The following is a 21,905-nucleotide window of genomic DNA, read 5'->3' as shown; positions in this document are numbered from 1 at the left end:
GGTAGACTCCGGCCTGGCCCCTGCTTGGGGCCAGGCCGGTATAGCTCAGCTGGTAGAGCATCTGTCTTGTAAACAGAAGGTCAGGGGTTCGAGCCCCCTTGCCGGCTCCTCGAAAGTCCGTCAGCCGCCAAGACCGTCAGATCGCGAACGGGTCGACCGTGTCTTCCGGGTCACGTGCTGCCCGCGCCCGCTCCCTGATCTCGACCAGGGGCGGCTTGGCGACGTAGTGGCGCCCTCGCTTTTCGCCTTTGGCCTCGAGAAGGCCGGCCGCCACGAGGGCGCGCAGGTCGCGGCTCGCGGTGGCTTCGGTGATTTCGTCGGGGCTGTCTTCGAAGTAGGAACGGTAAGTGGCATTGCGCACGCGAAGGCCGATCATCGCGTCGAACAGCGCCATGGAGCTCCGCTCGGGAAGGCTGAGGCCGCGGACGAGCGTTTCCAGCTCCGCCCACATGCGTTCGCTTTCCTTGACGCGCCGGAGCATCGTGCGTGCCTGGTGGAGGTGCGCGGTCAGCGTGAACCGGAGCCAAGGGCGCGCGTCGCGCCGAGGTTGCCAAGAACCCCCGCCCACTTCGCCGAGTACGTCGTAGTAGGCCTGTGTGTTCTGTCCGAGGTACTCCTCGATGCTCATGAACACCGGGCTCAGCACCCCGCTCCTGGCCAGCACCAGACTCTGCAGGCAGCGGGCCATGCGCCCGTTTCCGTCGCGGAACGGGTGCACCATGACCAGGTTCAGGTGCGCCATGGCGGCGCGGACGACGTCCGGGCACTCGCTTTCGGCATTCAGGCTCGTGGCCAGTTCCCGCATCAATGCCGGCACCAGGTCCAGGTCCGCGCCTTCGTGGACGATCTCGCCCGTCGTGTCGTTCCGGACGTAGATGCTCCCGGCCCGCCATCGGCCAGGACGGTTCTTCAGCGCGTAGTTCGTCATCATGTAGTGAAGACTTTTCAGCAGCTGGTCGCTGTACTGGAATCCGTCGTCTTCGGCCAGCTGCAACACATATGTCATGGCTTCGCGGTAGCCACGCAGCGCCAGGCGGGTTTCTTCGTCGACTTCGAGCGGTTCCTCGCCCGCGGCGACGTCGACCGCGTCGTCGAGACCGGCTTCGTAACCTTCGATGCTGTTCGAGCCCTGGATGGCCCGGGCGAGGGACACCCGGCGCAGGGAGCCCGCCCAGCGGCGGGGCTCGGTCAGCTGGAAGCGCAGGGCCGATTTGAGGTCCTCGACCTGTGCCAGGACCTCGCGCTCGCGTATGTCGAGTTCCGGTGCCACGAACAACATGTCTGTAACTCGGATAGTCACCATCAGTGTGATGGTTAGCTAACCGCCTCCATGTCGGATACTATACCATCATCCTGACGGTTTGATTTGAAAAGCAGTGACTTAACCGACGTCCCGGACGACACCGCGGCGAGATGAGCTCGTGTCCGAAACGTTCGTCCCCTCCCCGCCGCGACAGCTATAGTCGCTGGCCAGGGCCCCGGCGCTGCCGAGGCCCTTCCTTGGGGGAAGGAACCGATGAGCGGGTTCGTCACCGCGGCGCTGGGTTTTCCCGCCGTACTCTTCAGCTTCCTGCTGGTCGTCGTGATCGGCTACTGGGGGCTGATCCTGCTCGGCGTCCTCGACGTCGACGACGGCGACATCGGGTTCTTCGGCGGCGTCCCGCTGGCCATCTCGCTGTCGCTGTTCGTCGCCTTCAGCTGGTTCCTCAGCCTCGTCGGCACGGTTCTCATCGAAGGCGCGCCGCTGCGGGTTGTGGTTCTCCTGGTCGCGCTCGTCGGTGGGGCGCTCGGGACCCGGCTCGTCATCGTGCCCTTGCGGCGCGTCTTCGAGGGCGCCGAGCCGACGCGGGCGGACTTCGTCGGGCGGGTTGCCGTCGTGCGGACGTCGACCGTCACCGAGGACTTCGGGCAGGCCGAAGCCACCGCCGCCGACGGGTCTTCGGCGATCGTCCAAATCCGACTGGCCGGCGAAGGCAACCTCGGCGTGGGCAGCCGCGTTGTCATCTACGACTACGACTCCGCGGGTGAGTTCTTCTGGGTCAGCCCCATGGAACTCGAAGCAGAAAAGGACTGAACTGAATGGATGCCATCGGCCTGGGGGCCGGCGTGTTGATCGCCGTCGTGGTCCTGATCGTCCTCGTGCTGCTGTTCGTCGTGAGCCGGCTGTTCCGCAAGGTGCCGCAGGGCAAGGCGCTGATCATCTCCAAGGTGCGCAAGGTCGACGTCACCTTCACCGGCGCGGTCGTGCTGCCCGTGCTGCACAAGTCCGAGGTCATGGACATCTCGGTGAAGACGATCGACATCGAGCGCACCGGCCAGGAAGGCCTGATCTGCCGCGACAACATCCGCGCCGACATCCGGATCTCGTTCTTCGTCCGCGTCAACAAAACCGTCGAGGACGTCGTCAAGGTCGCGCAGGCGATCGGCACCGAACGCGCCAGCGACCAGGGGACCCTGCAGGAATTATTCAACGCGAAGTTCTCCGAAGCCCTGAAAACCGTCGGCAAGCAGCTCGACTTCGTCGACCTCTACACCAAGCGCAACGAGTTCCGCGACCAGATCATTCGCGTCATCGGCACCGACCTCAACGGCTACAGCCTGGAGGACGCGGCGATCGACTACCTCGAGCAGACCCCGATGGCGTCGCTCGACGCGGCGAACATCCTCGACGCGCAGGGCATCCGCAAGATCACCGAGCTGACGGCCATCGAGCACGTGCGCACCAACGAGTTCCGCCGTCACGAAGAAAAGGAGATCACGCGCCAGAACGTCGACGCGCGTGAGGCGATCCTCGAACTGGAACGCCGCCAGGCCGACGCCGAAATCAAGCAGCGCCGCGAAATCGAGACCATGCGGGCGCGCGAAGAGGCGGAGATCACCAAGGTGCAGGCCGAGGAGCGGCTCAAGTCGCAGGCCGCGCAGCTGCGCACCGACGAGCAGCTCGGCATCCAGCAGCAGAACCAGCAGCGTGAGATCGAGGTCGCCGGCAAGAACCGCGAACGCGTCATCGCCATCGAGTCCGAGCGGATCGAAAAGGACCGCCTGCTCGAGGTGATCGGCCGCGAGCGCGAGACCGAGCTGTCCCGGATCGCCAAGGACAAGGAGCTCGAAACCGAAAAGCGGTCGATCGCCGAGGTGATCCGCGAGCGGATCGCCGTCGAGAAGACCGTCGCCGAGCAGGAAGAGAACATCAAGAAGCTGCGCGTGGTCGAGGAGGCCCAGCGCACCCGCGAGGCGGTCGTCATCCGCGCCGAGGCCGAAGCCCAGGAGAACCTGGTCAAGGGCATCAAGGCCGCCGAGGCCGCGGAGCAGGCCGCCAAGCACAAGGCCCGCGAGGAGCTGACCCTCGCCGAGGCGCGCCAGCAGGCCGCCGAGCTGGAGACGCGGGCCAAGATCCGGCTCGCCGAAGGCATCCAGGCCGAGGAGGCCGCCGCCGGTCTCGCCGCCGCGCAGGTCCGCGAACGCGACGCCGTCGCGCTCGAGAAGGTCGGCCGCGCCGAGGCCGTCGTCGAGCGCGAGAAGGCCGTCGTGATCGCCGAAGCGCTGCGCGAGAAGCTGAAGGGCGAGGCCGAGGGCCTCACCGAGAAGGCCGCCGCGATGGCCGCGCTCGACAGCGCCAGCCGGGAGCACGAGGAGTACCGGCTGCGGCTGGACGCCGAGAAGGAGATCCGGCTGGCCGCGCTCGAGGTGCAGCGTGACGTCGCCGAAGCGCAGGCGACCGTGCTCAGCGTCGGCCTGGAGAAGGCCGACATCGACATCGTCGGCGGCGAGACCATGTTCTTCGACCGGGTCGTCGGCTCGATCGGCCTCGGCAAGAGCGTCGACGGCTTCGTGGAGCACTCCGACGTCGTCCAGTCGCTTGCGCGGCCCTACCTCGACGGGTCGGCCAGCTTCACCGACGACCTCGCCAAGCTGATCGGCGCGGTCAGCACCGAAGACGTGAAGAACCTGACGCTGTCGGCCTTCCTGGCGAAGCAGCTGCAGGCCGGCGGCCCGGACAGCGCCAAGCTCCGTGAGCTGATGACCACGGCGCAGCGGCTCGGCCTCGCCGAGACGTCGGTCGCCACCGTCGTCGCCGCGAAGCAGTGACGGCGGCCGAAACGGAGCTGGACGCGGGCACGTATGACGTGCTCCGCGGCCGGCTGGCCGCCCAGGCCGCGGAGCTGGCGAACCGCGCCGAGCAGCTCAACGCGCGGCGGCTGGAGGTGTTCGGCAGCGCGCAGCTCGCGCTGGTCGGCACCGAACGCATCCGCACCGCCAACAACTGCGTGCCCCGGGACATCGTCGCCGTCGACGGCCGGATGTTGTTCGGCTACAACGTCTTCATCGGGCTGAAGCCCGAGACGGCGATCGACGACGTCTTCTCGCTGCAGCGCTTCAGCCACGACGAAGACGCGTTCCGCTTCGACGACGTCAGCGCCGACGAGCTGCCCGAACTGCTGCGTGACGAGCAGTTCGGGCGGGACTTCGGCGAGCTGTACCGGTACTACCGCCAGGCGAAGCTGCTGCAGCTGCGCCGGCTGGACGGGAAGCTGCTCGCGGTGTTCCAGATCGGCCCGCGCACCGAGGACATCCGGGTGCTGCGGTGGGCGGTCGCGGCCGACGGCACGGTGTCCTACCTGGACAGCCGCGGCGAGCGCGACCACGTCTTCCCGCCGTCGCACGACTTCGAGTGGATCGAGACCACGCGCGAGGACCACGTCCTCGGCAGGCACCCGCACATCTCGATCGAGAACGAGGTGTTCGTCGAGACCGTCGGCGGCAACCTGACGGTCAAGGTCGAGAACAACACCGAGACCGGCGCGGGCGTGTACGCCGAACCGGTGGACGAGCCGCTGCAGAGCCTCGCCGACGCCGAGGTCGCCTACGCCCGGATCGGCCCGCTGATCCTGCTGCGCGTGCTGCCGTACAAGGAAACCACCCACCGCTACCTGGTGTTCAACACGCGCACCCAGGACGTCGTGCGGCTCGACGGCATCGGGCAGGCCTGCCAGCGGCTCCCCGAGGACCACGGCATCATCTTCCCCGGCGGCTACTATCTCGACACCGGCGTCAGCAAGACGTTCGACACCACTGTGGACGGTCTCGAGTTCGAGCGCGTGATCCGCTCGCCCAACGGCGAGGACGTGCTGTACGTCTTCCACGCGCGGGCCGAGGGGCGCTCGCTCCTGCTGCCGTACAACGTGATCCGCAAGGAGGTCGCCAACCCGATCCCGTGCCACGGGTACTCGCTGTTCGACGACGGCACGATGATCCTGTTCCGCGCGCTGTCCGACGAACCGAGCCGGGTGCACCCGATGCAGGTCTGGCGGACGCCGTTCCAGTCCGACACCTACGCCGCGGCGCAGCCGGCCGGCACCGGGCCGCTGGAGCGGGTCGGGAACGCCGACCTCGTCCGCGGGATCTCCGACTGCCTGTCGATCACCAGGATGGTCGGGGACATGGCCCCGTCGGCGGCGGTCTTCGAGGCGCTGATCGCCGCGTGCGCCCGGGTCTTCGACCACTACCACTGGCTCGGCGAGACCGAGCTGGGCGACCTGCGCTCGCCGCTGTCCGACGTCCGCGTCACCGCCGAGCAGGTGCTGGACGAGTTCGAGACGGTCACCTCGCTCACCGCGCAGGCGGCCGAGGCCGTCGAAACCGCGGCGGCCGACACGGCGTCGCTCGTGCGGCGGGTGCGGGGCGAGGCGCTGAACGCGGCGGACGCGTGGGTGCGCCGCCTCGCCGAGCTGCACCGGGCGCGCGGGCGGCTGGTCACCGTGCGGGAGCTGCGCTACGCCGACACCGCCCGCGTCGACACGCTCATCGCCGAGCTGGACACGGAGTTTTCCGAGGCCGCGCAGCGTGCCGTGCGGTTCCTGCAGGGCGAAGAGGCGTTCACCGGCTACCACGCCGAGGTCGACGGGCTGATCGCGGCGGCGGGCGCGCTCACGACCGTCGCCGAGGCCGGCCCGGTCGCCGAGCGGCTCGACGAGCAGTCCGCCGGCCTGGCGATCCTCACCGACGTCGTGGGCGGGCTGGACATCGCCGACGCCGTCGTCCGGACGAAGATCCTGGAGCGCGTCGGCGAGGTGATCGGGGCCGTCAACCGGGCCAGGGCCACGCTCGACGGGCGCCGCAAGGAACTCCTGGAGACCGAGGGCCGGGCCGAGTTCGCCGCCGAGTTCGCGCTGCTCGCGCAGGCCATCACCGGCGGGCTCGCGGTCGCGGACACCCCGGAACGCTGCGACGAGCAGCTGGGCCGGCTGCTGCTGCAACTGGAGAACCTCGAATCGCGGTTCGGGGAGTTCGACGACTTCCTGACCTCGCTCGGGGAGAAGCGCACCGACGTCTACGAGGCGTTCTCCTCACGCAAGCAGGCGTTGCTCGACGAACGGGCGCGGCGGGCGGACAGGCTGGTCGAGTCGGCCGAACGCATCCTCGGCAGCGTGACGCGCCGGGTCGGTTCGCTCGGCTCGGTCGAAGAGATCAACACCTACTTCGCGGCCGATCCGATGGTGTCGAAGCTGCGCAGCGTCGTCGAAGACCTGCGGGCGCTCGGCGACCAGGTGCGGGCCGAGGAACTCGACGGCCGCGTGAAGGCCGCCCGCCAGGAGGCCGGCCGGGCCCTGCGCGACCGGCTCGACCTCTACGGCGAGGGTGGCGAGACGATCCGCCTCGGCCGCAACACCTTCGCCGTCAACACCCAGGACATCGACCTGACGCTGGTGCCGCACGACGGCTCGATGAAGTTCGCGATCACCGGCACCGACTACCGGGCGCCGGTGCGCGACGCCGCGTTCGAGGCGACCCGGCCGTACTGGGATCAGCTGCTGGTCTCGGAGTCGCCGGAGGTCTACCGGGCCGAGTACCTGGCGACGTCGATCCTCGCCGAACGGCCGGTGGCCGAGCTGGTCGAAGCCGACCTGCTCGACGTCGTGCGGAGCGTGGCAGGCGAGCGGTACGACGAGGGGTACGCGCGCGGGGTGCACGACCACGACGCCGCCGCGATCCTGGCGGCCCTGCTGCGGCTGCGGTCCGCCGCCGGGCTGCTGCGCTTCCCGCCCGCGGACCGGGCGGCGGCCCAGCTGTTCTGGGCGTTCGGCGCCGAGGAGCGGGCCAAGGCCGCGTGGACGACGCGGGCCGCGTCGCTCGCGCGGGTGCGCGAGGCGTTCGGCCCCACCCGGGCGCTCGACGAGCTGGCGCGGGAGCTCACCGAGGCGATCACGGCGTTCACCGGCGGGCTTGGGCTCGAGACCGAGTTTTCGGGGGAATACCTGGTGGAAGAGCTGGCCGTCGCGCCGGCCGGGTTCGTCACCAGCGGCGGCGCGCGGGCGGTGCTGGACAAGTTCCGGCTCGACCGGCGCAGCTTCGCCGAGGACCTGCGTTCCCTCGACGCGCTGGCGGACCGGTACCAGCTCGCCGACGCCTGGCTGAGGTCCTTTGCGGACGTTTCGGGGCTGCCGGCCGACGAGCTGCCCGAAGCCGTCGTGATCGAGCTGTGCGACCTGCCGCGGTACGACTCGTCGGCGACGCTGACTGCCACCGTGGACGGTCTGCTCGGCGCGCACCCGCGGCTCACCGGGCGGTCGGTGGCGGTGCGGCTCGACGAGACGCTCGCCAGGACGCACCGCTTCCGGCGTGACCGCGTGCCGGGGTTCCGCGCGTACCAGCGTCAGCGCAACGAGCTGGTGGCGGCCGAACGCGACCGGCTCCGGCTCGACGAGTACAAGCCGAAGGTGATGAGCGCCTTCGTGCGGAACCGGCTGCTCGACGAGGTCTACCTGCCCCTGATCGGGGACAACCTGGCCAAGCAGCTCGGCGCGGCCGGCGACGCCAAGCGCACCGACCAGTCCGGCCTGCTGCTGCTCATCTCGCCACCGGGGTACGGCAAGACGACCCTCATGGAGTACGTCGCCAGCCGCCTCGGGCTGGTCTTCGTCAAGGTCAACGGCCCGGCGCTCGGCCACGACGTCACCTCGGTCGACCCGGCCGACGCGCCGAACGCGACCGCGCGGCAGGAGGTCGAGAAGATCTCGTTCGCGCTGGAGCAGGGCAACAACGTGCTGCTGTACCTCGACGACATCCAGCACACGTCGCCGGAGCTGCTGCAGAAGTTCATCTCCCTGTGCGACGCGCAGCGGCGGATGGAAGGGGTCTGGGAGGGCCGTACGCGGACGTACGACCTGCGTGGCAAGCGGTTCGCGGTGTGCATGGCGGGCAACCCGTACACCGAGCAGGGCAAGCGGTTCCGCATCCCCGACATGCTCGCCAACCGCGCGGACGTGTGGAACCTCGGCGACGTGCTGTCCGGCAAGGAAGAGCTCTTCGCGCTGAGCTACGTCGAGAACGCGCTGACGTCGAACGCCGTGCTGGCGCCGCTCGTGTCACGCGAGCGGTCCGATGTGGACACCCTGGTCCGGCTGGCGCGCGGCGACGGTTCCGTGCGGGCCGACCAGCTTTCGCACGCGTATTCGGCGGCGGAGCTCGAGCAGGTACTGGCCGTGCTGCGGAAGCTCCTGCGGGTGCAGCGGACCGTGCTGGCGAACAACAAGGCCTACATCGCCTCGGCGGCGCAGGCGGACGCGTCGCGCACCGAACCGCCGTTCCGGCTGCAGGGTTCGTACCGGAACATGAACAAGCTCGCCGAGCGGATCGTGCCCGCGATGAACGACGCGGAGCTCGAGGCCCTGATCGACGACCACTACGCCGGCGAGGCGCAGACGTTGACCTCGGACGCCGAGGCCAACCTGCTCAAGCTGGCCGAGCTGCGGGGACGGCTCTCCCCTTCGCAAGCTCGGCGGTGGGCCGACGTCAAGGCCGCGTACCTGCGGGAACAGGCGCTCGGCGGGGACGGCGAGGACCCGATGAGCCGCGCGGTCGGCGCGGTGGGCCTGCTGGCCGACCGGGTCGGCGCGATCGAGTCGGCCATCGGTCGCGCGGCCCAGCGGCTGGCGCGAGAGGACGCTTGATTGCGTTGCCGGGCGGATTTCCGCCCGGCGTGGGCTGCTCGGGTGACGTGGACCGGCGGGCATCAACCGGACCGGTGCGCTGGGCGTGCTACCGGTCGTCGGTCCTGCTTCAGGGGAGAAATCATGAACTTCCTCAAGTGACAGGCAGCCCACGCTGACCGTCCTCGCGGGACGGCCGGGAAAAGGTTTTGACCCCGCACGGGCGGGTGCCGGAGGATGGTGCCACACGGAAGAAGCTCGGGAGTGATCATGACGCGCACGGAGATGCGGGAAGCGTGGCGGCGGACCGCCGCCGCGAGCGTCTTCTCGCGGTGGCACGGCCTTCCGGGTTCCTCGCCGTGACGTAGTGTTCGTCATGGCGAGGAGCCGCCCACCGGGAAACCGGTCCGGGCGGCTTTTCTCATCGGCGAGCTTGGGAAGCGGCGCGGCCTCCAAAACCGCGGCCAGAGGGTTCGACTCCTTCCGCCGGTGCTCATTTTCCCCGCGCTCGTCTTCGTCGCAAATCAGTGCACGGACGCGAGTGCTCGGCGCGTTGGTCCAGTGGAACGGATTCCCGGCTTTCACCCGGGAGACCCGGGTTCGACTCCCGGACGCGCTACCCGCCCCGGGGCGCGGCGACGGAAACTGTCGGTGCCCCGGTCTAGTCTCTCGATGAGTCCAGATCAGAGAGGCCCCATGACCACGCACACACTGGAAACACCCGCTGCCGACATCGTCTACGACGTCCACGGCCCGGCGCCCGCCGAGAGCTCGCGGCCACCGCTGCTCATGATCGGGCAGCCGATGACCGCCGAGGGGTTCGGCACGTTGGCGTCGCACTTCGCCGACCGCACCGTGGTCACCTACGACCCGCGCGGGCTCGGGCGCAGTGTCCGCAAGGACGGGCGGGTGGACCACGTGCCGGCGCTCCAGGCGGAGGACATCCACGCCGTCATCCAGGCGCTGGGGGCAGGCGCCGTCGAGGTGTTCGGGAGCAGCGGCGGCGCGGTGGCCGGGTTCGCGCTGGTCACGGCGCACCCGGAGGTCGTGAGCACCTTCGTCGCCCACGAGCCGCCACTCGTCGAATCGCTGCCGGACGCCGCCGCGGTCGAGCGGGCCAGCCAAGCGATGCGAGACGCCTACCAGGCCAAGGGCTTCGGAGCGGGGATGGCGGCGTTCATCGCGATGACGTCGTGGCAAGGCCCGCTCACCGACGCCTACTTCGCGCTGCCATCGGCGGACCCGGCCGTGGGGGGGGGGGGGGGGGGCGGTCGTGCCACGCCCCGCACACCGACTCCTCCGCCGCGCTGCCATCGGCGGACCCGGCCGTCTTCGGCCTGCCGGCCGAAGACGACGGCCGCCGCGACGACCCGCTGCTGAGCGAGCGCTCCCTCGCGGTGAGCACGTACCGGCTCGACGTCGAGGCGCTGGCGGCGGTGCCGACCCGGATCGTCGTCGCGGTGGGTGAGGAGTCCCGCGAGGTCTTCACCGGGCGAGCCGCGGTGGGCACGGCCGAGCGGCTCGGTCAGGAGGTGACCGTGTTCCCGAGCCACCACGGCGGTTTCCTGGGCGGCGAGTTCGGTTACGCGGGCCAGCCGGAGGCCTTCGCCAAGAAGCTGCGGGAGGTGCTTGAAGGCTGACCCACACCTCTCCACCGCCTGCCGGACTCAATCAAACGTCGGGTTGACAGAGTCGTCCGGTTGGTTGACGTACAGCCGCGGATCGCCGCGCGGGCCGGGGTCAACCAGCAGCTGATTTCGTACTACTTCGACGGCAAGGAAGGCCTCTACCGGGCGATGTCGGAGGCGTGGGGAGTGCCAGAGCGAGCTGATGACCCCGGACCTGCCGCTGTCCGAGCAGGTGCGGCGGATGGCGTTGGAAGCGCTCGAGAGCCGCGACGGCGTCCGGCTGCCGGCCTGGTCGGGCCTGGAGTACGCAAGCCCGGACACCGACCCCGGCCACGCGCCGCGCACGCGGCTCCTGGCGGGAACGGCCGAGCAGATCGCGACGGCCCCGACGGCGACTCGCCCGGGTTCGCCCGGCGGTACGCCGACCAGCTGGCCCGGGCTGATCGAGCACCTGGGGCTGGAAAAGCCCGGACGTTCAGTGCGTGACGGGGTCCGCGGCGGCGGTGGCCACCGCCGGGTCCGGGGCGGGCGTGGTCGCGCGCGCGGCGGATCCCGCGAGAGCCAGCCCGGCGACCAGCGCGAGCACGACGATGAACAGCGCCGCGCGGACGAGGGCGGAAACGGAACAGACGACCACCATGGCAGGCTCCTCGCGATTTCCCCGGCGACCGGGGTTCGGTTGATTTCGCGGTGTCCGCGAAATTCGGTCTGCCTCGATGGTGCGCGCCGGGAGCGGGGCGCGACAAGCCGTTTCCCGTTGCCGGAAACGGCTTGCCCGCGGGAAACACCGGTCAGGTCAGGGCACCGGAAATCTCGGTCACCGTCCCTTCGGGATCGTGCCGGCCGAAGGCCAAGCGCAATTCGTCCATCTCCGGCAGGGTCGTTCTGCCGGTGACGAACAACGCGGCGAGCCGGGGCAGCGGGCGGCCCGCGGCGAGCAGGCCGCGTACCTGGTCCATGTCCAGTTTCAGCACCCGCAGGGCGGGCAGGTCGCAGCTCGGCCCCCGGAGGCCGAGCTGGGTCAGGCGCGGCAGTGTGCGCAGCACCGTGAGGTCGAGCGGCGATTCGACGCCCGTCAGCGGGAGGTCCCAAGCGACGCCAAGGGTTCGAACACCGCCAGGCCGACGTCACCGGCGTCGTTGAGGTAGAGCTCCTGGACCAGCTCACGTCCGGGAATCGCGGCCACGTGTTCCAGGGGCGGCATGTAACGGTGCCACTGCAGGGTGGCGGAGGACGCGGTGCCCGCGCTCGGGCGCAGGGCCGCAGCCATGCCCCTCGCGATTTCGCCGAATTCGGGATCCTCAGAGGTCATGCCGCGGAGATTGCCGACGGGGCCCGGCAAAAACGGGTGGCCGGACAAGCTTCATCGGGCGAACGGCGACTGCGGGATTGGGGGTCGCCGCGTGTTCGGCGCACACCGGCTTCGAGGCGGATCACTCACCGTGCTCGGCGCACACCATCGGCCGCCCTTTCCTCACTCCGCGAATGCCGGCCGGTTCCGGTACTCCGCCTCGCCGAGCACCGCCGGGTTGAGGGTCACCCGGTACGCGGCCGCCTCCGCCCACCAGCGCTCTGCCTCCCTCCGCGAGCCGCGCTCCGCCGCCGTGTTGCCCAGCCCCGTCAACGCGCGGGCCCTTTCGTACTCGCTTCCCGCGTCGTCCGCCAGGTCGGCCGCCCGCCGGTAACAACGCGACGCCTCCTCCCAGCGGCCCGCGCGGAACTGCACCCAGGCCTCACAGTTCGCCGACATCGCGCGGTCGACCGGCAGCTGCGCGAGCCCACTCGCCTCCTCCGCGGCAGCCAGTGCCTCGGGAAACCGTTCCAGGGCCACCGAAGCGAGCGCTATCCCGCGCAACGCGATCACCACATTGCGGGTCCGGCCCGTCCGGCGGTACACGGCCAGCACCGTCGTCAAGTCCGCCAGGGCCGGCTCGGCCTCGCCGCGGTACAGGCGGGCCCACGCCAAGCTGGACAGCGCGTCCGTCGCGCCGCGGTCGTCGCGGGCCAGTGCGAACTGCTCCTGGGCCTGGCGGTGGTAGCGGACCGCGTCGTCGGGGCGGCCCGACTCGATGTGCGCCATGCCCAGGTTGTTGAGGATCATGCCCGTCGCGCTGGGGTCGGCTGCCGCCCGCGCCGCCTCCAGGGCGCGTTCGTGCGTGCGGATCCACGGCTCGAACAGCTTCTCGCGGAAGAAGAACGCGCGGAGCACGAACGCCAGCTGCCAGCAGCGGTCGTACAACCCGTGCCGGGCCGCGGAATCGACGATGTCGGCGAGTGCCGGCCACTGCGCGGCGAGCCAGGCGAGTGCGCCTTCGGCCTCCGAAAACGGCAGCTCGGCCGGGCTCGGCAGGCCGGTCGGCGGGCGGAACCGGTACGGCTCGGCGAGCTCGTCGGCTGCCAGTGTCAGCGCGACCAGGTGCTCGACCAACCTGCGCACCGCTACTTTGCGGTCGTCCGGAGCCACCTGGGGCAACGCGTGCTTCGCCGCGAACGTGCGCATCAGGTCGTGGAGCTCGACGTACCCGCGTTCGTCGCGGACGACCAGGTGCGCGTCGTGCAGCCGGTCCACCAGGCGGTCCGCTTCGCCCGCGGCGAGCCCGGCGAGCGCTTCGACCGCGGTGGTTTCCGCGGCCGCCGCGGGGTGCAGGGCGAGCAGGCCCAGCAGCCGCCGCTGGTCGCCGGGCAGTGCTTCGTACGAGACGGCGAACGCCGTCGCGACGCTGCGCTCGCCGTCCTCCAGCGCGCCGAGCCGGGTGGTCTCGTCGGCCAGCCGGTCGCGCAGCTTCGCCGCCGTCCAGCCGCCGGCGACGAACCGGGCGGCCACGATGCGCACCGCGAGCGGCAGGCGGCCGCAGTGCCGGACGATCTCGGTCGCCACCTCGTCGTCGCCGGGTGCGTGGTCGCCGGCGACCGACCGCAGCAGCCGCACGGCGTCGCCGAGCGGCAGCACCTCGACCGGGAAGTGCCAGGCGTCGTCGAGCGCGGGCAGCCGGCCGCGGCTGGTCACCAGGATGCGGGACGACGTCTCGCCGTCCACGATGGCCCGGATCTGCTCGGCGGACCGGACGTTGTCGAGCACGAGGATCATCCGCCGCCCGCGCAGCTGGTCGCGGACCAGGTTGGCCAGGCCGTCCTCGTCGGCGGGCAGCTGGTCCGCCGAGACGTCCAGCAGCCGCAGCAGCCGGTGCAGGGCCTCGCCGGGGGACAGCTCGACGGCTCCGGGCGTGTGGCCGCGGAGGTCGAAGAAGAGACAGCCGTCGGGGAAGGTGGCCGCGACCCGCCGGGCGGCGGCGACGGCGAGTGCCGTCTTGCCGGCCCCCGCCATCCCGTGCACCACGCCGACCCGGGCGTGGTCCGGGTCGAGCAGCCGCGCGGAAAGCGCTTCGAGCTCGGTTTCGCGGCCGACGAAGTACCGCCCGCTGTCCGGCAGCCCGACGATGCCGCCGGCGCTGCGGCGGGCGGGCAGCACGGAATCCGAGACCAGGGCGAGCAGTTCACCGCCGGCGCCCAGTGCCTGGTCGCAGGCCTTGGCCAGGTCGCGGTTCACCCGGACCTTGCCGTTCTCCACCTTGCTGAGGTAGCCCTTGGTGAAATGCACGGACGCCGCGAGCCCGGTCAGTGACATGCCGACCGACATCCGTCGACGCTTCAATTCCGCTCCAAAGTCCGGCATGGATCGATCATCCTGTAATCGGCGAACGGGGGGAAGGTCCGCCGGCGGCCCGGGCCCGTCGGCGGCGTACCTGGTCAGCCCAGCAGGGAGACCAGCTGGCCGAGCACGATGACGAGGTGCGTGTGCATCGCGTTCCCCTTTCCGGATCGCCGTCGCCGCGGTTTTCGTGCGGCGACTTCCTCGGTTGCCGAAGGATTTCGACGACGTAAGCTTGACCCGGCGAATTACCCGGCGACAGACGTTTCCCGTTGCCTCTCCCGGGAAACCGCTGACCTGCGTTGTTTCCCGGATCCGGAAACGGCGGGAAACACGGTAGACTTCCCCGCGGGCGACCAGGACGGAGGTGACGGCTTGGCTCAGGACGCGGCCGAAGCGAAGATCAACGCTCTCTCGGCGGAGCTTAAACTGCTTCGCAAGGGGCTGGGCATCCAAGCCAAGAGCCTGCCTTCGACCGTCGGTGAACAGTTGCGCGAAGTGTGCGGTGTCCACGAAGACGACAGCCCGGGAACCGTTCGCGGCAAGGTGGTCGAAACGCTTCGCCGGTTGATCGAGACGCTGTCCGAATCGCATCGGGAAACGGCGCGGATCGTCCTCGGTTTCGGTACCGGCCCGAACGAGCGCTACACGCAGCGTCTCCAGTTGCTGGGCACGGGGGCCGACCGCAACGTGCGCACGATGCAGCGCCGCGCCGACGACGTCGTCTACCTGATCGCCGAAGCCGCGTACGGGGCACCGTGGCCGTACGGAGGCGCGGCGATCAGCCAGGACGGTCCCTGGCACACGTCGGCGCTGGCGGTGCGGCTGACCATGACCGGGGCGGCCGCCGCCGAGGTCTTCGAGACCCGGCGGGTGGTCAGCCACGTCGCCGGCCTCGCCGACGTCGAGCACGCCGTCTCCCTCGCCCGGCCGGCCAGCACCACCGACCCGCTGGACCTCTCGCGCCTCGGCATAGACGTCGTCGCCGGTGGTGAGGTGCATTCCGTGCGGCTGGTCAGCACCACCCGGGTCGCCTTCAGCCTGCGCCCGCCGCAGCCGCTGGACGCCGGCGACGAGCACGAGTTCTTCTTCCGGATCCGGGTCGACGAGCTGCCGGCGCCGTTCTACTGCTGCACCCCGGAATTCCCGTGCGAGAGCTTCGACCTCAACGTCCGGTTCGACCGGGCGCGGCCACCGCAGCGCGTCTGGCGCATCGACGGCGAACTCTCCAAGGACGCCCAGGACCCGCTGACCGCGCGCAAGCCGCTCTTCCTCGACAACGCGGGCGAGGTGCGCACCGGTTTCCGCGACCTGCGGCCGGCGCGGTCCTACGGCGTGGGCTGGCAGCCCGCTTCGTGCGGAAACGCGACACTTCCGGGCTCGGGTCCGCCCGGCTGACCAGCGGTGTCCGTGCCATCATCGGGCATGGTCACCCGTGAACCGGAGCTCAACAGCGGGGTGCTGCCCGGAAACGTGCGCATCGACGACTGGATCATGCTGGTGCTCGCCGCCGGCTCGGTCGGGTTGCTCGGGTTCATGGTGCTCAGCCCGCCCGCGCGGGACGTCGGGCTCGTCATCTTCTTCGTCGACTGCGGGATCTGCGGGGTCTTCCTCCTCGAATTCCTGTGGCGCTGGCGGAAACGGCGGTGGGCGCGGAAGTTCCTCGTGCGCAACTGGTACGAGCTGTTCGCCATGATCCCGGTCGCGCACCCCGCCATGACCGCGCACAAGTTCGTCAGCGTCGTGCTGCTGCTCGTGCGGATCGGGCGGGCCGCGGACCGGGCCGTCGGCGAGCAGTTCACCTACCGGCTCGTCGACAAGCTGTCCGAGCCGATCGTGAAGGCGATCAAGAAGCCGGTGACCATCGCGGTGCTCGACGAGGTCGTCAAGGTCCTGGAAACCGGCAACTACCCGGAGAACCTCGCCAAGTCGCTCGGGGCCCACAAGGACGAGCTGCGCGGGATCATCGCCGAGAAGATCGCCGCGGACCCGCAGCTGGGGAAGCTCAAGCGGCTGCCGTTCCACGACGAGATCGTGCGCGCCTGCGTCGACACCTCGTTCCGCGTGCTGCTCGAAGTGCTCCTCGACCCGCGGATCGACGACTTCTTCTCCGCCGTGGTCCGGGAAAACCGGGAGCAGATCCGGCTGGCCGTGCAGCTCGGGCTCAACGAGGTCGACGACGAAGCCGAGGAGAAGCTGCTGCGGGTGCGCACCCAGCGCTCGGCCGCGCACGAGTTCGACCGGCTGCACCCGGGTTCACGGCCGTGACGCCAGGTACGCGCCGAGCCGGGCGGCCGCGTCGAGCATCGCCAAGCCGCGGTCGGTGAGCCGCCGCTGCCACGTCGCGAGCGCCTGGACCAGCGACTCGGTGCCGCCCGCGGTGCGGACCTGCTCGACCACCGTCGCGATGTGGGCCAGCGGGTAGCCGCCGCGGCGGAGTAGGTGGGCCAGTTCCGCGTCCCGGATGTCGGCCGCCTGGAAGACCCGGTGGCCGGTCGCCCGGTTCCGCGCGGGCACCAGGACGCCCGCGCGTTCCCACGCCCGCACGGTCGCCGCGGTGACGCCGAGGCGGCGCGCGAGCTCGCCGATCGACCAGCCGGTCGTGGCCGGCTCGGATGCCCGCCCGGTCGTCAGCGACCCGATCGCCCTGCGGACCGTGTTGAGGGTTTCGCGGTCGCGGAGCAGCTGCTCGTGTCCGCGGTCGACGAGGGTCAGCGCGCGGTCGACGTCGCCGGCGTTGACGGCGTGCATGATCCCGCCCGCTGTCGCGTGCCCGTAGGCCCGGGCCAGTGCGAGGAACGCCCGGAGTGCTGCCGCGTGGGTTTCCGTGTAGATCCGGTAGCCGCTCGGGGTGCGTGCGGCCGGCGGCAGGAAGCCTTCCTGCTCGTAGTTGCGGACCGCCTGGGTGGAGAGGCCGTGCTCGCGCGCGAGATCGGCAGGTCTCAATCGGGTCTTCAAGGATACGATTCAACCACATGGACATCACCGACTTCACCGCCGAACTGCTCGGGCTGGGCGAGCCCACCCACTTCGAACCGGCCTGCGCGTGGCTCCGCAACGACCTCTTCGCCCGGCTCGCCGAGCACGGCTTCCGGTCGATCGCGCTGGAGACCGACCGCGTGGCCGCGCTCGACGGCGGCTTCTCGCACAACCTGGGCGAAGTGGCGGCCAACCAGCAGCTGCTGAAGTGGCTGCGCGAGTACAACGAGACCGCCGACGAGCCGCTGGCCTTCCACGGCTTCGATGCCCCGACGGAGATCTTCAGCGCGCCCAGCCCGCGCACCTACCTCGAACACGCCCGCGACTACCTGGGTCTCGACGTCGACATCGCGGCACTGGCCGGCGACGACGAGCGGTGGAGCCGGTCCGAGGCGATCCTCGACCCGGCGCAGTCGCCCGGCGCGTCACCCGAGGCCCGCGAGCTGCGGGTGCTCGCCGACGACCTGCTCGTCGCCCTCCATGCCGCCGCACCCCGCCTGGACGCGGCCTGGGAGCGGGCCAAAGTGCACGCCATGGCCGGACGCGGCCTGCTGCGCTACCACGCGGCTTCGGCGCAACCCGGCGACCGGGACACGCGGATTTCCCGCCTCGCGGGCGTACGCGCGGTGCTCATGGCCGAGAACCTCCTGGACATCCGCGCCATCGAGGCTCGCCGCGGTCCGACGCTGGTGTTCTCGCACAACGTCCACTTGCAACGCACGGGGTCCGGCGCGGGCGCGATCGTCGGCGCCCTGCTCGGCGACCGGTACGCCTTCATCGCCGGGAGCCTCGGCCGCAGCGAGGCCATCGGCCTCGGCGAGCCGGCGCCGGACACCTACGAAGGCGTGCTGCAGCGCGGGACGAAGACGTGGAGACTGGCCGGCGTCCCGGCCGGTCGCAAGCGCGCCGACACCAGGCCGGACCGCGGTTATTTCGGCCTCGACGACACCCTATGCGAAAGTGCCACAGCAGTGTGGCACATAGCCATAGGGTCCGGCAGCCCCCGCACCGAGCCGGGTGCGGGAGCTGCCGGGTAGCCGGCTTACGGGTAGCTGACCACGTTGACCGGCACTGTGCCCGACGGCGTGACGCCGCCGGTGTCGTTGATGACGTGCGTGATCGTGCCGCGGTAGTTGAGCGACACCGTCAGCAGGCTGTGGAACCGGACGCCGCTGGTGTCCGGCACCTCGAACGCGTGGTAGCTGGACACCGCCGGGTTCGTGTCGAAGAAGCAGTAACTCCCCAGGCCCCAGGCCTCATGGGACGTCACGTTCGCCCCGACCTTGTACGCGGCATACCCGGCGACACCCGACGGCGCGTTCCACGACGCCTGGTCCGGCACGTCGTAGGGCATCTCGTTCTGGAAGAAGATCGTCCGGCCGCCCTGGCCGTTCCAGATCACCTGGTACTTCTGGTAGTGCTCGACGAACAGGCCGGTGGCCAGTACGTTCGCGCCGTTGACGACGAGCCCGGTGTCGGCCGTGTTGACATTCCAGCCGTAGGTGCCCGCGTTGCCGTGGTCGGCCCGCCACGCCCAGATGTGGTCGATGATCGTGTCGGCGCTGTTGACGATCAGGCTGTTCGTCGCCTTGCCCGCGATCTGGCCGCCGATCCGGAAGAAGACGTCCTGGACCGTCGTCGGGTTCGCCGCGTGGTTCGCCGACGAGCCGGCCTGGCCGACCGTGAGCAGCGCCTGCGAGTTCGTCGTGCCGGCGTCGAAGAGCAGGCCCTTGAGCCGGACGCCGTCCACATCGGACACCTGCATGGCGTTGACGCCGTTGTCGGGCACCAGTGTCGGGTAGCCGATGCCGAGGATGGTCGTGTTGGCGCGGGTCACGTTGAGCGTCTGGTTCAGGTGATAGATGCCCGGGGTGAAGAACAGGTTGCAGCCGGCGGAAAGGGCGTTGTTGATCGACGCGGCCGTGTCGCCGGCCTTGACGACGTAGAACTGGCTCATCGGCAGCGACGAACCCGGCGTGCTGCCGTTCGCCCAGCTCGGGCCGGACGCGTTCGTGCGCAGGGACGGCAGGAACACGCGGTACTTGCCGGTGCCGTCGACGTAGAGGTAGGGAACGTCGCGGGAGACCGGCGTGGTGGCCAGCGTGGTCTCGGGCGGGTTCGGGAACGTGGTCGCCGGCGCGCCGCTGGTGCCGGAGAAGACCATGTTCCAGACGCCGCCGTTCCAGCTGCCGAGGGCGGAGTCGCGGGTGTACCACTGCTGCTGCGACACCGACGCGGCCTGGCCGGACACCTTCGTGTCGGCGATGTAGCCGCCGCTGGCGAAGCCGTAGCTCGCCGGGTACAGCTGCAGCCCGCCGCGGATGTCCATCCGGCGGAACGGCGCCGCCTGGGCCACCGCCCAGCGGTCGTTGCCGCTGGAGGGGTTGACGGCCATGTTCTCCGCCGAGCGCCAGAAGTTCTGCAGCGCGACGCCGTTGTCGGAGGCGTTGAAGGCGTCCACGGTGATGTCGCCGTTGATGACGACGTCACCCGGGTTCTGGCCGAGGCCCGCCACCGAGGTGTAGAAGCCGACGTTGTCGTGCACGCCGTAGGTGCCCGGCTTGAAGAGGTGGGCGACGCGGCGCTCGGCGAACTGCGCGGTGAGCGTGTCCTTCTGGTTGTTGAAGTCGGTGTCCAGCTGCGCCTGGATGGTCGCCGCGGACATGCTCGGGTCGAAGATCCGCACGTTCGGCCCGAAGTTGGGGCTGTCGGATTGCGCCGGGCAGCCCGCCTGGGTGCCGATCGTGTAGATCGCGCTCGACACCGCCGACGTCGTCATGCCGGCCTTGAGCGCGATCGCGTTGACCGTGCGGGAGTTCGGGACGCTGATCGGTCCACTGTAGAGCGGCGAGGACGCGGTGGGCGTCGAGCCGTCCACTGTGTACCGGATGGTCGCGCCGGAGGTGGCGCTGCCGATCGTCACCGTCTGCGCGCTGGCGTAGGTGCCGCCGGGTGGGCTGAACGTCGGCGCGGCGACCGTCGTCGTGCCACCGCCGACCGTGTAGCTGAAGTGCGGAGTGTCGTACTGCGGGCCGTTCTTCTCGTAGGTGAACCAGTAGTCGAGGACGTTTCCGCTGCTCAGGCCGTTGACGGTGGTCCGCCAGGTGCCCGAGCCGTTGGTCATCCGGACGTTCTGCTGGCCGAGGCCCGGGACGCCGGTGTAGTGGACGTCCACGTACAGCGCCGGGGTGGCCGGGGTGAAGCTGATCTGCACCTGACTGGCGCTGGGCTGGCTGACGCTCTGGGTGTAGTCGTCCGCGGCCAGCGCGGCCGGGGCACTCAGCCCGGCCGCCACCAGCACCGCCGAGGCGACGAGCGCGAGCGCCGGGCCGCGTCGTCGAAGCTTGTCCAAGGTCCGGTTCACGCCGTGACACCTCCGCCGTTGGGGATCCACGAGCATTTGTTGCGAGTCACAACAAAGTAGCTCCCGTCCAGCGAGGTCCACAGTCACTTTTTGGTAACTTTTGTCTGGACCAATGTCGGCAGGTTGGCACTCATTCCGCCGTCGATGGGTGACCACGGCCGGGTGACATGCGACGATCCGCTGTCACACCTCTTCTCCTGCCGAGGAGTAGGCCATGGTGTCTCCGCGGCTGTGCCACCTCCGGCAAGTTCCACTGCCTCGGCAAGGCGATCCGGTCGCCCAAGGGGGCGGGCCCGCTGGTCGTCTCGACCCCGGTCGGCTACGGGCCGGCCGAGCTCCAGGCCGCCTACCACCTCGGCGGGCTGCACGCGAACGGCCGGACAGTGGCCATTGTGGACGCTCAGGACGCGCCCACCGCCGAGGCCGACCTGGCGCGGTTCCGGACCGCGCGCGGGCTTTCGCCGTGCACGACGGCCAACGGCTGCTTCAAGAAGGTCAACCAGAACGGCGCGGCGAGCCCGCTGCCCGCGCCCGGCTACGGCTGGGCGATGGAGATCGGCCTCGACCTCGACGCGGTGTCGGCGACCTGCCCGGACACGGATCCGCTGATGACGGCGGTCGACACGGCCGCGGCGACGCCGGGCGTGGTGGCGATCTCCAACAGCTACGGCGGCGCCGAGGACTCGACGGTCCTCGCCGCGGACGCGCACCTCAACCACCCGGGCGTCGCGGTCACGGCGTCCTCGGGCGACTCCGGCTACGGTGTCAGCTGGCCGGCGTCGTCGCCGTACGTCACGGCGGTCGGCGGGACGACGTTGAAGAAGGCCACGACCACCACCCGCGGCTGGACCGAAACGGCGTGGAAGGGCAGCGGCAGCGGGTGTTCCACGCTGGAGGCGAAGCCGTCCTGGCAGCACGACACCGCGTGCGCGAAGCGGACGGTGGCGGACGTCTCGGCGGTCGCGGACCCGGCCACCGGCCTCGGGGTGTACGACACCTGCAACAGCTGCGGCAGCTCCTCGTGGTGCGACACCCTGCTGTCGCTGGGGCTCGCCCAGGGCGCGGACGGCTGGGTGCAGGTCGGCGGCACGAGCCTGTCGTCGCCGGTGGTCGCGAGCGTGTACGCGCTGGCCGGGAACTCGGTGACGTCGGGCTCGTACCCGTACGCGCACGCCGGCGGGCTCAACGACGTGACGTCGGGCTCGAACGGCAGCTGCGGCGGGGCGTACCTCTGCACGGCAGGCACCGGGTACGACGGGCCGACCGGACTGGGCACCCCCGACGCCACCTTCGCCTTCTGACCCCCGAGGGGGTACTTCCACGTGAAAGTGTCCCCTCGCGGGCCGGGGCCCCGG

Annotated in this window: 17 protein-coding genes and 2 tRNA genes; 12 read left to right on the top strand and 7 right to left on the bottom strand. The window is 70.4% G+C overall.

The window, feature by feature from the left end:
- Positions 1 to 34 precede the first annotated feature (34 nt).
- Positions 35 to 107: transfer RNA gene (locus I4Q55_RS08225), tRNA-Thr, on the top strand.
- A 29-nt stretch (positions 108 to 136) separates the two neighbouring features.
- On the opposite strand, the gene I4Q55_RS08220 is transcribed toward I4Q55_RS08225, so the two are convergent.
- Complete coding sequence (locus tag I4Q55_RS08220) at positions 137 to 1,303, bottom strand: Fic family protein (RefSeq protein WP_206785399.1); 1,167 nt, start codon at positions 1,301 to 1,303, stop codon at positions 137 to 139.
- Positions 1,304 to 1,516: 213 nt separating this feature from the next.
- On the opposite strand from I4Q55_RS08220, the gene I4Q55_RS08215 reads away from it, so the two are divergent.
- From I4Q55_RS08215 to I4Q55_RS50940, 7 genes are all read left to right on the top strand, one after another.
- Positions 1,517 to 2,074, top strand: coding sequence for a hypothetical protein (locus tag I4Q55_RS08215; RefSeq protein WP_206785398.1), 558 nt, complete (start codon positions 1,517 to 1,519; stop codon positions 2,072 to 2,074).
- Between the two features lie 5 nt (positions 2,075 to 2,079).
- Positions 2,080 to 4,089, top strand: a complete 2,010-nt coding sequence (locus tag I4Q55_RS08210) for a flotillin family protein (RefSeq protein ID WP_206785397.1) — start codon at positions 2,080 to 2,082, stop codon at positions 4,087 to 4,089.
- Positions 4,086 to 8,951: a DNA repair ATPase gene (locus I4Q55_RS08205; protein WP_206785396.1), complete on the top strand. Its 4,866-nt coding sequence runs from the start codon at positions 4,086 to 4,088 to the stop codon at positions 8,949 to 8,951. Before I4Q55_RS08210 ends, I4Q55_RS08205 begins: the two co-directional genes overlap by 4 nt.
- Before the next feature lie 526 nt (positions 8,952 to 9,477).
- Positions 9,478 to 9,549 (top strand) — tRNA-Glu (locus I4Q55_RS08200).
- Positions 9,550 to 9,626: 77 nt separating this feature from the next.
- Complete coding sequence (locus I4Q55_RS08195; RefSeq protein ID WP_242545491.1) at positions 9,627 to 10,310, top strand: alpha/beta fold hydrolase; 684 nt, start codon at positions 9,627 to 9,629, stop codon at positions 10,308 to 10,310.
- A gap of 17 nt (positions 10,311 to 10,327) precedes the next feature.
- Positions 10,328 to 10,570 carry a hypothetical protein gene (locus I4Q55_RS49045; RefSeq protein ID WP_242545490.1) on the top strand — a complete coding sequence of 81 codons (243 nt, stop codon included), beginning with the start codon at positions 10,328 to 10,330 and terminating at the stop codon, positions 10,568 to 10,570.
- Positions 10,571 to 10,630: 60 nt separating this feature from the next.
- The gene (locus I4Q55_RS50940) at positions 10,631 to 11,044 is read left to right on the top strand and encodes a TetR family transcriptional regulator (protein WP_374194453.1); all 414 of its coding nucleotides are present in this window, start codon (positions 10,631 to 10,633) and stop codon (positions 11,042 to 11,044) included.
- Here I4Q55_RS50940 and I4Q55_RS08185 read toward each other — a convergent pair.
- The 4 genes from I4Q55_RS08185 to I4Q55_RS08170 all read right to left on the bottom strand — a co-directional run bounded on the left by I4Q55_RS08185 (position 11,034) and on the right by I4Q55_RS08170 (position 14,231).
- Positions 11,034 to 11,198: a hypothetical protein gene (locus I4Q55_RS08185; protein WP_206785395.1), complete on the bottom strand. Its 165-nt coding sequence runs from the start codon at positions 11,196 to 11,198 to the stop codon at positions 11,034 to 11,036. The two genes, I4Q55_RS50940 and I4Q55_RS08185, sit on opposite strands and share 11 nt — an antisense overlap.
- Positions 11,199 to 11,349: 151 nt before the next feature.
- Entirely contained in the window at positions 11,350 to 11,604 is a 255-nt protein-coding gene (locus I4Q55_RS08180) for a hypothetical protein (protein WP_206785394.1), read from the bottom strand.
- Positions 11,605 to 11,633: 29 nt separating this feature from the next.
- A complete protein-coding gene (locus tag I4Q55_RS08175) occupies positions 11,634 to 11,870 on the bottom strand; it encodes a hypothetical protein (protein ID WP_206785393.1) in 237 nt (78 codons plus the stop codon).
- A 162-nt stretch (positions 11,871 to 12,032) separates the two neighbouring features.
- On the bottom strand, positions 12,033 to 14,231 hold the full coding sequence (locus tag I4Q55_RS08170) for a helix-turn-helix domain-containing protein (protein WP_206785392.1): 2,199 nt from the start codon (positions 14,229 to 14,231) through the stop codon (positions 12,033 to 12,035).
- Positions 14,232 to 14,582: 351 nt separating this feature from the next.
- Here I4Q55_RS08170 and I4Q55_RS08165 point away from each other — a divergent pair, with 351 nt between their 5' ends.
- Both I4Q55_RS08165 and I4Q55_RS08160 read left to right on the top strand, forming a co-directional pair.
- Positions 14,583 to 15,605 carry a hypothetical protein gene (locus tag I4Q55_RS08165; RefSeq protein ID WP_206785391.1) on the top strand — a complete coding sequence of 341 codons (1,023 nt, stop codon included), beginning with the start codon at positions 14,583 to 14,585 and terminating at the stop codon, positions 15,603 to 15,605.
- Positions 15,606 to 15,632: 27 nt separating this feature from the next.
- Entirely contained in the window at positions 15,633 to 16,475 is an 843-nt protein-coding gene (locus I4Q55_RS08160; RefSeq protein ID WP_206785390.1) for an ion transporter, read from the top strand.
- Here I4Q55_RS08160 and I4Q55_RS08155 read toward each other — a convergent pair.
- Positions 16,464 to 17,165 (bottom strand): TioE family transcriptional regulator, encoded by a 702-nt coding sequence (locus I4Q55_RS08155; protein ID WP_242545488.1) that lies wholly within the window; start codon positions 17,163 to 17,165, stop codon positions 16,464 to 16,466. The two genes, I4Q55_RS08160 and I4Q55_RS08155, sit on opposite strands and share 12 nt — an antisense overlap.
- Positions 17,166 to 17,182: 17 nt before the next feature.
- On the opposite strand from I4Q55_RS08155, the gene I4Q55_RS08150 reads away from it, so the two are divergent.
- Complete coding sequence (locus tag I4Q55_RS08150) at positions 17,183 to 18,223, top strand: erythromycin esterase family protein (RefSeq protein WP_206785389.1); 1,041 nt, start codon at positions 17,183 to 17,185, stop codon at positions 18,221 to 18,223.
- 5 nt (positions 18,224 to 18,228) lie between these two features.
- Here I4Q55_RS08150 and I4Q55_RS08145 read toward each other — a convergent pair whose 3' ends face one another.
- Positions 18,229 to 20,550 (bottom strand): chitobiase/beta-hexosaminidase C-terminal domain-containing protein, encoded by a 2,322-nt coding sequence (locus tag I4Q55_RS08145; protein ID WP_206785388.1) that lies wholly within the window; start codon positions 20,548 to 20,550, stop codon positions 18,229 to 18,231.
- Positions 20,551 to 20,717: 167 nt separating this feature from the next.
- Between I4Q55_RS08145 and I4Q55_RS08140 the strand changes: the two genes are divergently transcribed.
- Complete coding sequence (locus tag I4Q55_RS08140; RefSeq protein WP_242545486.1) at positions 20,718 to 21,851, top strand: peptidase S8; 1,134 nt, start codon at positions 20,718 to 20,720, stop codon at positions 21,849 to 21,851.
- Positions 21,852 to 21,905 lie beyond the last annotated feature (54 nt).

The organism is Amycolatopsis sp. MtRt-6, from assembly GCF_017308975.1.
Lineage (GTDB): Bacteria > Actinomycetota > Actinomycetes > Mycobacteriales > Pseudonocardiaceae > Amycolatopsis.
The sequence above is the reverse complement of the archived record's forward strand: the minus strand, read 5'-3'. Positions and strand labels throughout refer to the sequence as shown.

What these genes read in the sequence shown, in the direction of transcription:
- I4Q55_RS08220 (WP_206785399.1), bottom strand. Translation starts at nt 1,303, where the DNA reads ATGGTGACTATCCGAGTTACAGACATGTTGTTCGTGGCACCGGAACTC.
- I4Q55_RS08215 (WP_206785398.1), top strand. Translation starts at nt 1,517, where the DNA reads ATGAGCGGGTTCGTCACCGCGGCGCTGGGTTTTCCCGCCGTACTCTTC.
- I4Q55_RS08210 (WP_206785397.1), top strand. Translation starts at nt 2,080, where the DNA reads ATGGATGCCATCGGCCTGGGGGCCGGCGTGTTGATCGCCGTCGTGGTC.
- I4Q55_RS08195 (WP_242545491.1), top strand. Translation starts at nt 9,627, where the DNA reads ATGACCACGCACACACTGGAAACACCCGCTGCCGACATCGTCTACGAC.
- I4Q55_RS08185 (WP_206785395.1), bottom strand. Translation starts at nt 11,198, where the DNA reads ATGGTGGTCGTCTGTTCCGTTTCCGCCCTCGTCCGCGCGGCGCTGTTC.
- I4Q55_RS08175 (WP_206785393.1), bottom strand. Translation starts at nt 11,870, where the DNA reads ATGACCTCTGAGGATCCCGAATTCGGCGAAATCGCGAGGGGCATGGCT.
- I4Q55_RS08170 (WP_206785392.1), bottom strand. Translation starts at nt 14,231, where the DNA reads ATGCCGGACTTTGGAGCGGAATTGAAGCGTCGACGGATGTCGGTCGGC.
- I4Q55_RS08160 (WP_206785390.1), top strand. Translation starts at nt 15,633, where the DNA reads ATGGTCACCCGTGAACCGGAGCTCAACAGCGGGGTGCTGCCCGGAAAC.
- I4Q55_RS08150 (WP_206785389.1), top strand. Translation starts at nt 17,183, where the DNA reads ATGGACATCACCGACTTCACCGCCGAACTGCTCGGGCTGGGCGAGCCC.
- I4Q55_RS08140 (WP_242545486.1), top strand. Translation starts at nt 20,718, where the DNA reads ATGCGACGATCCGCTGTCACACCTCTTCTCCTGCCGAGGAGTAGGCCA.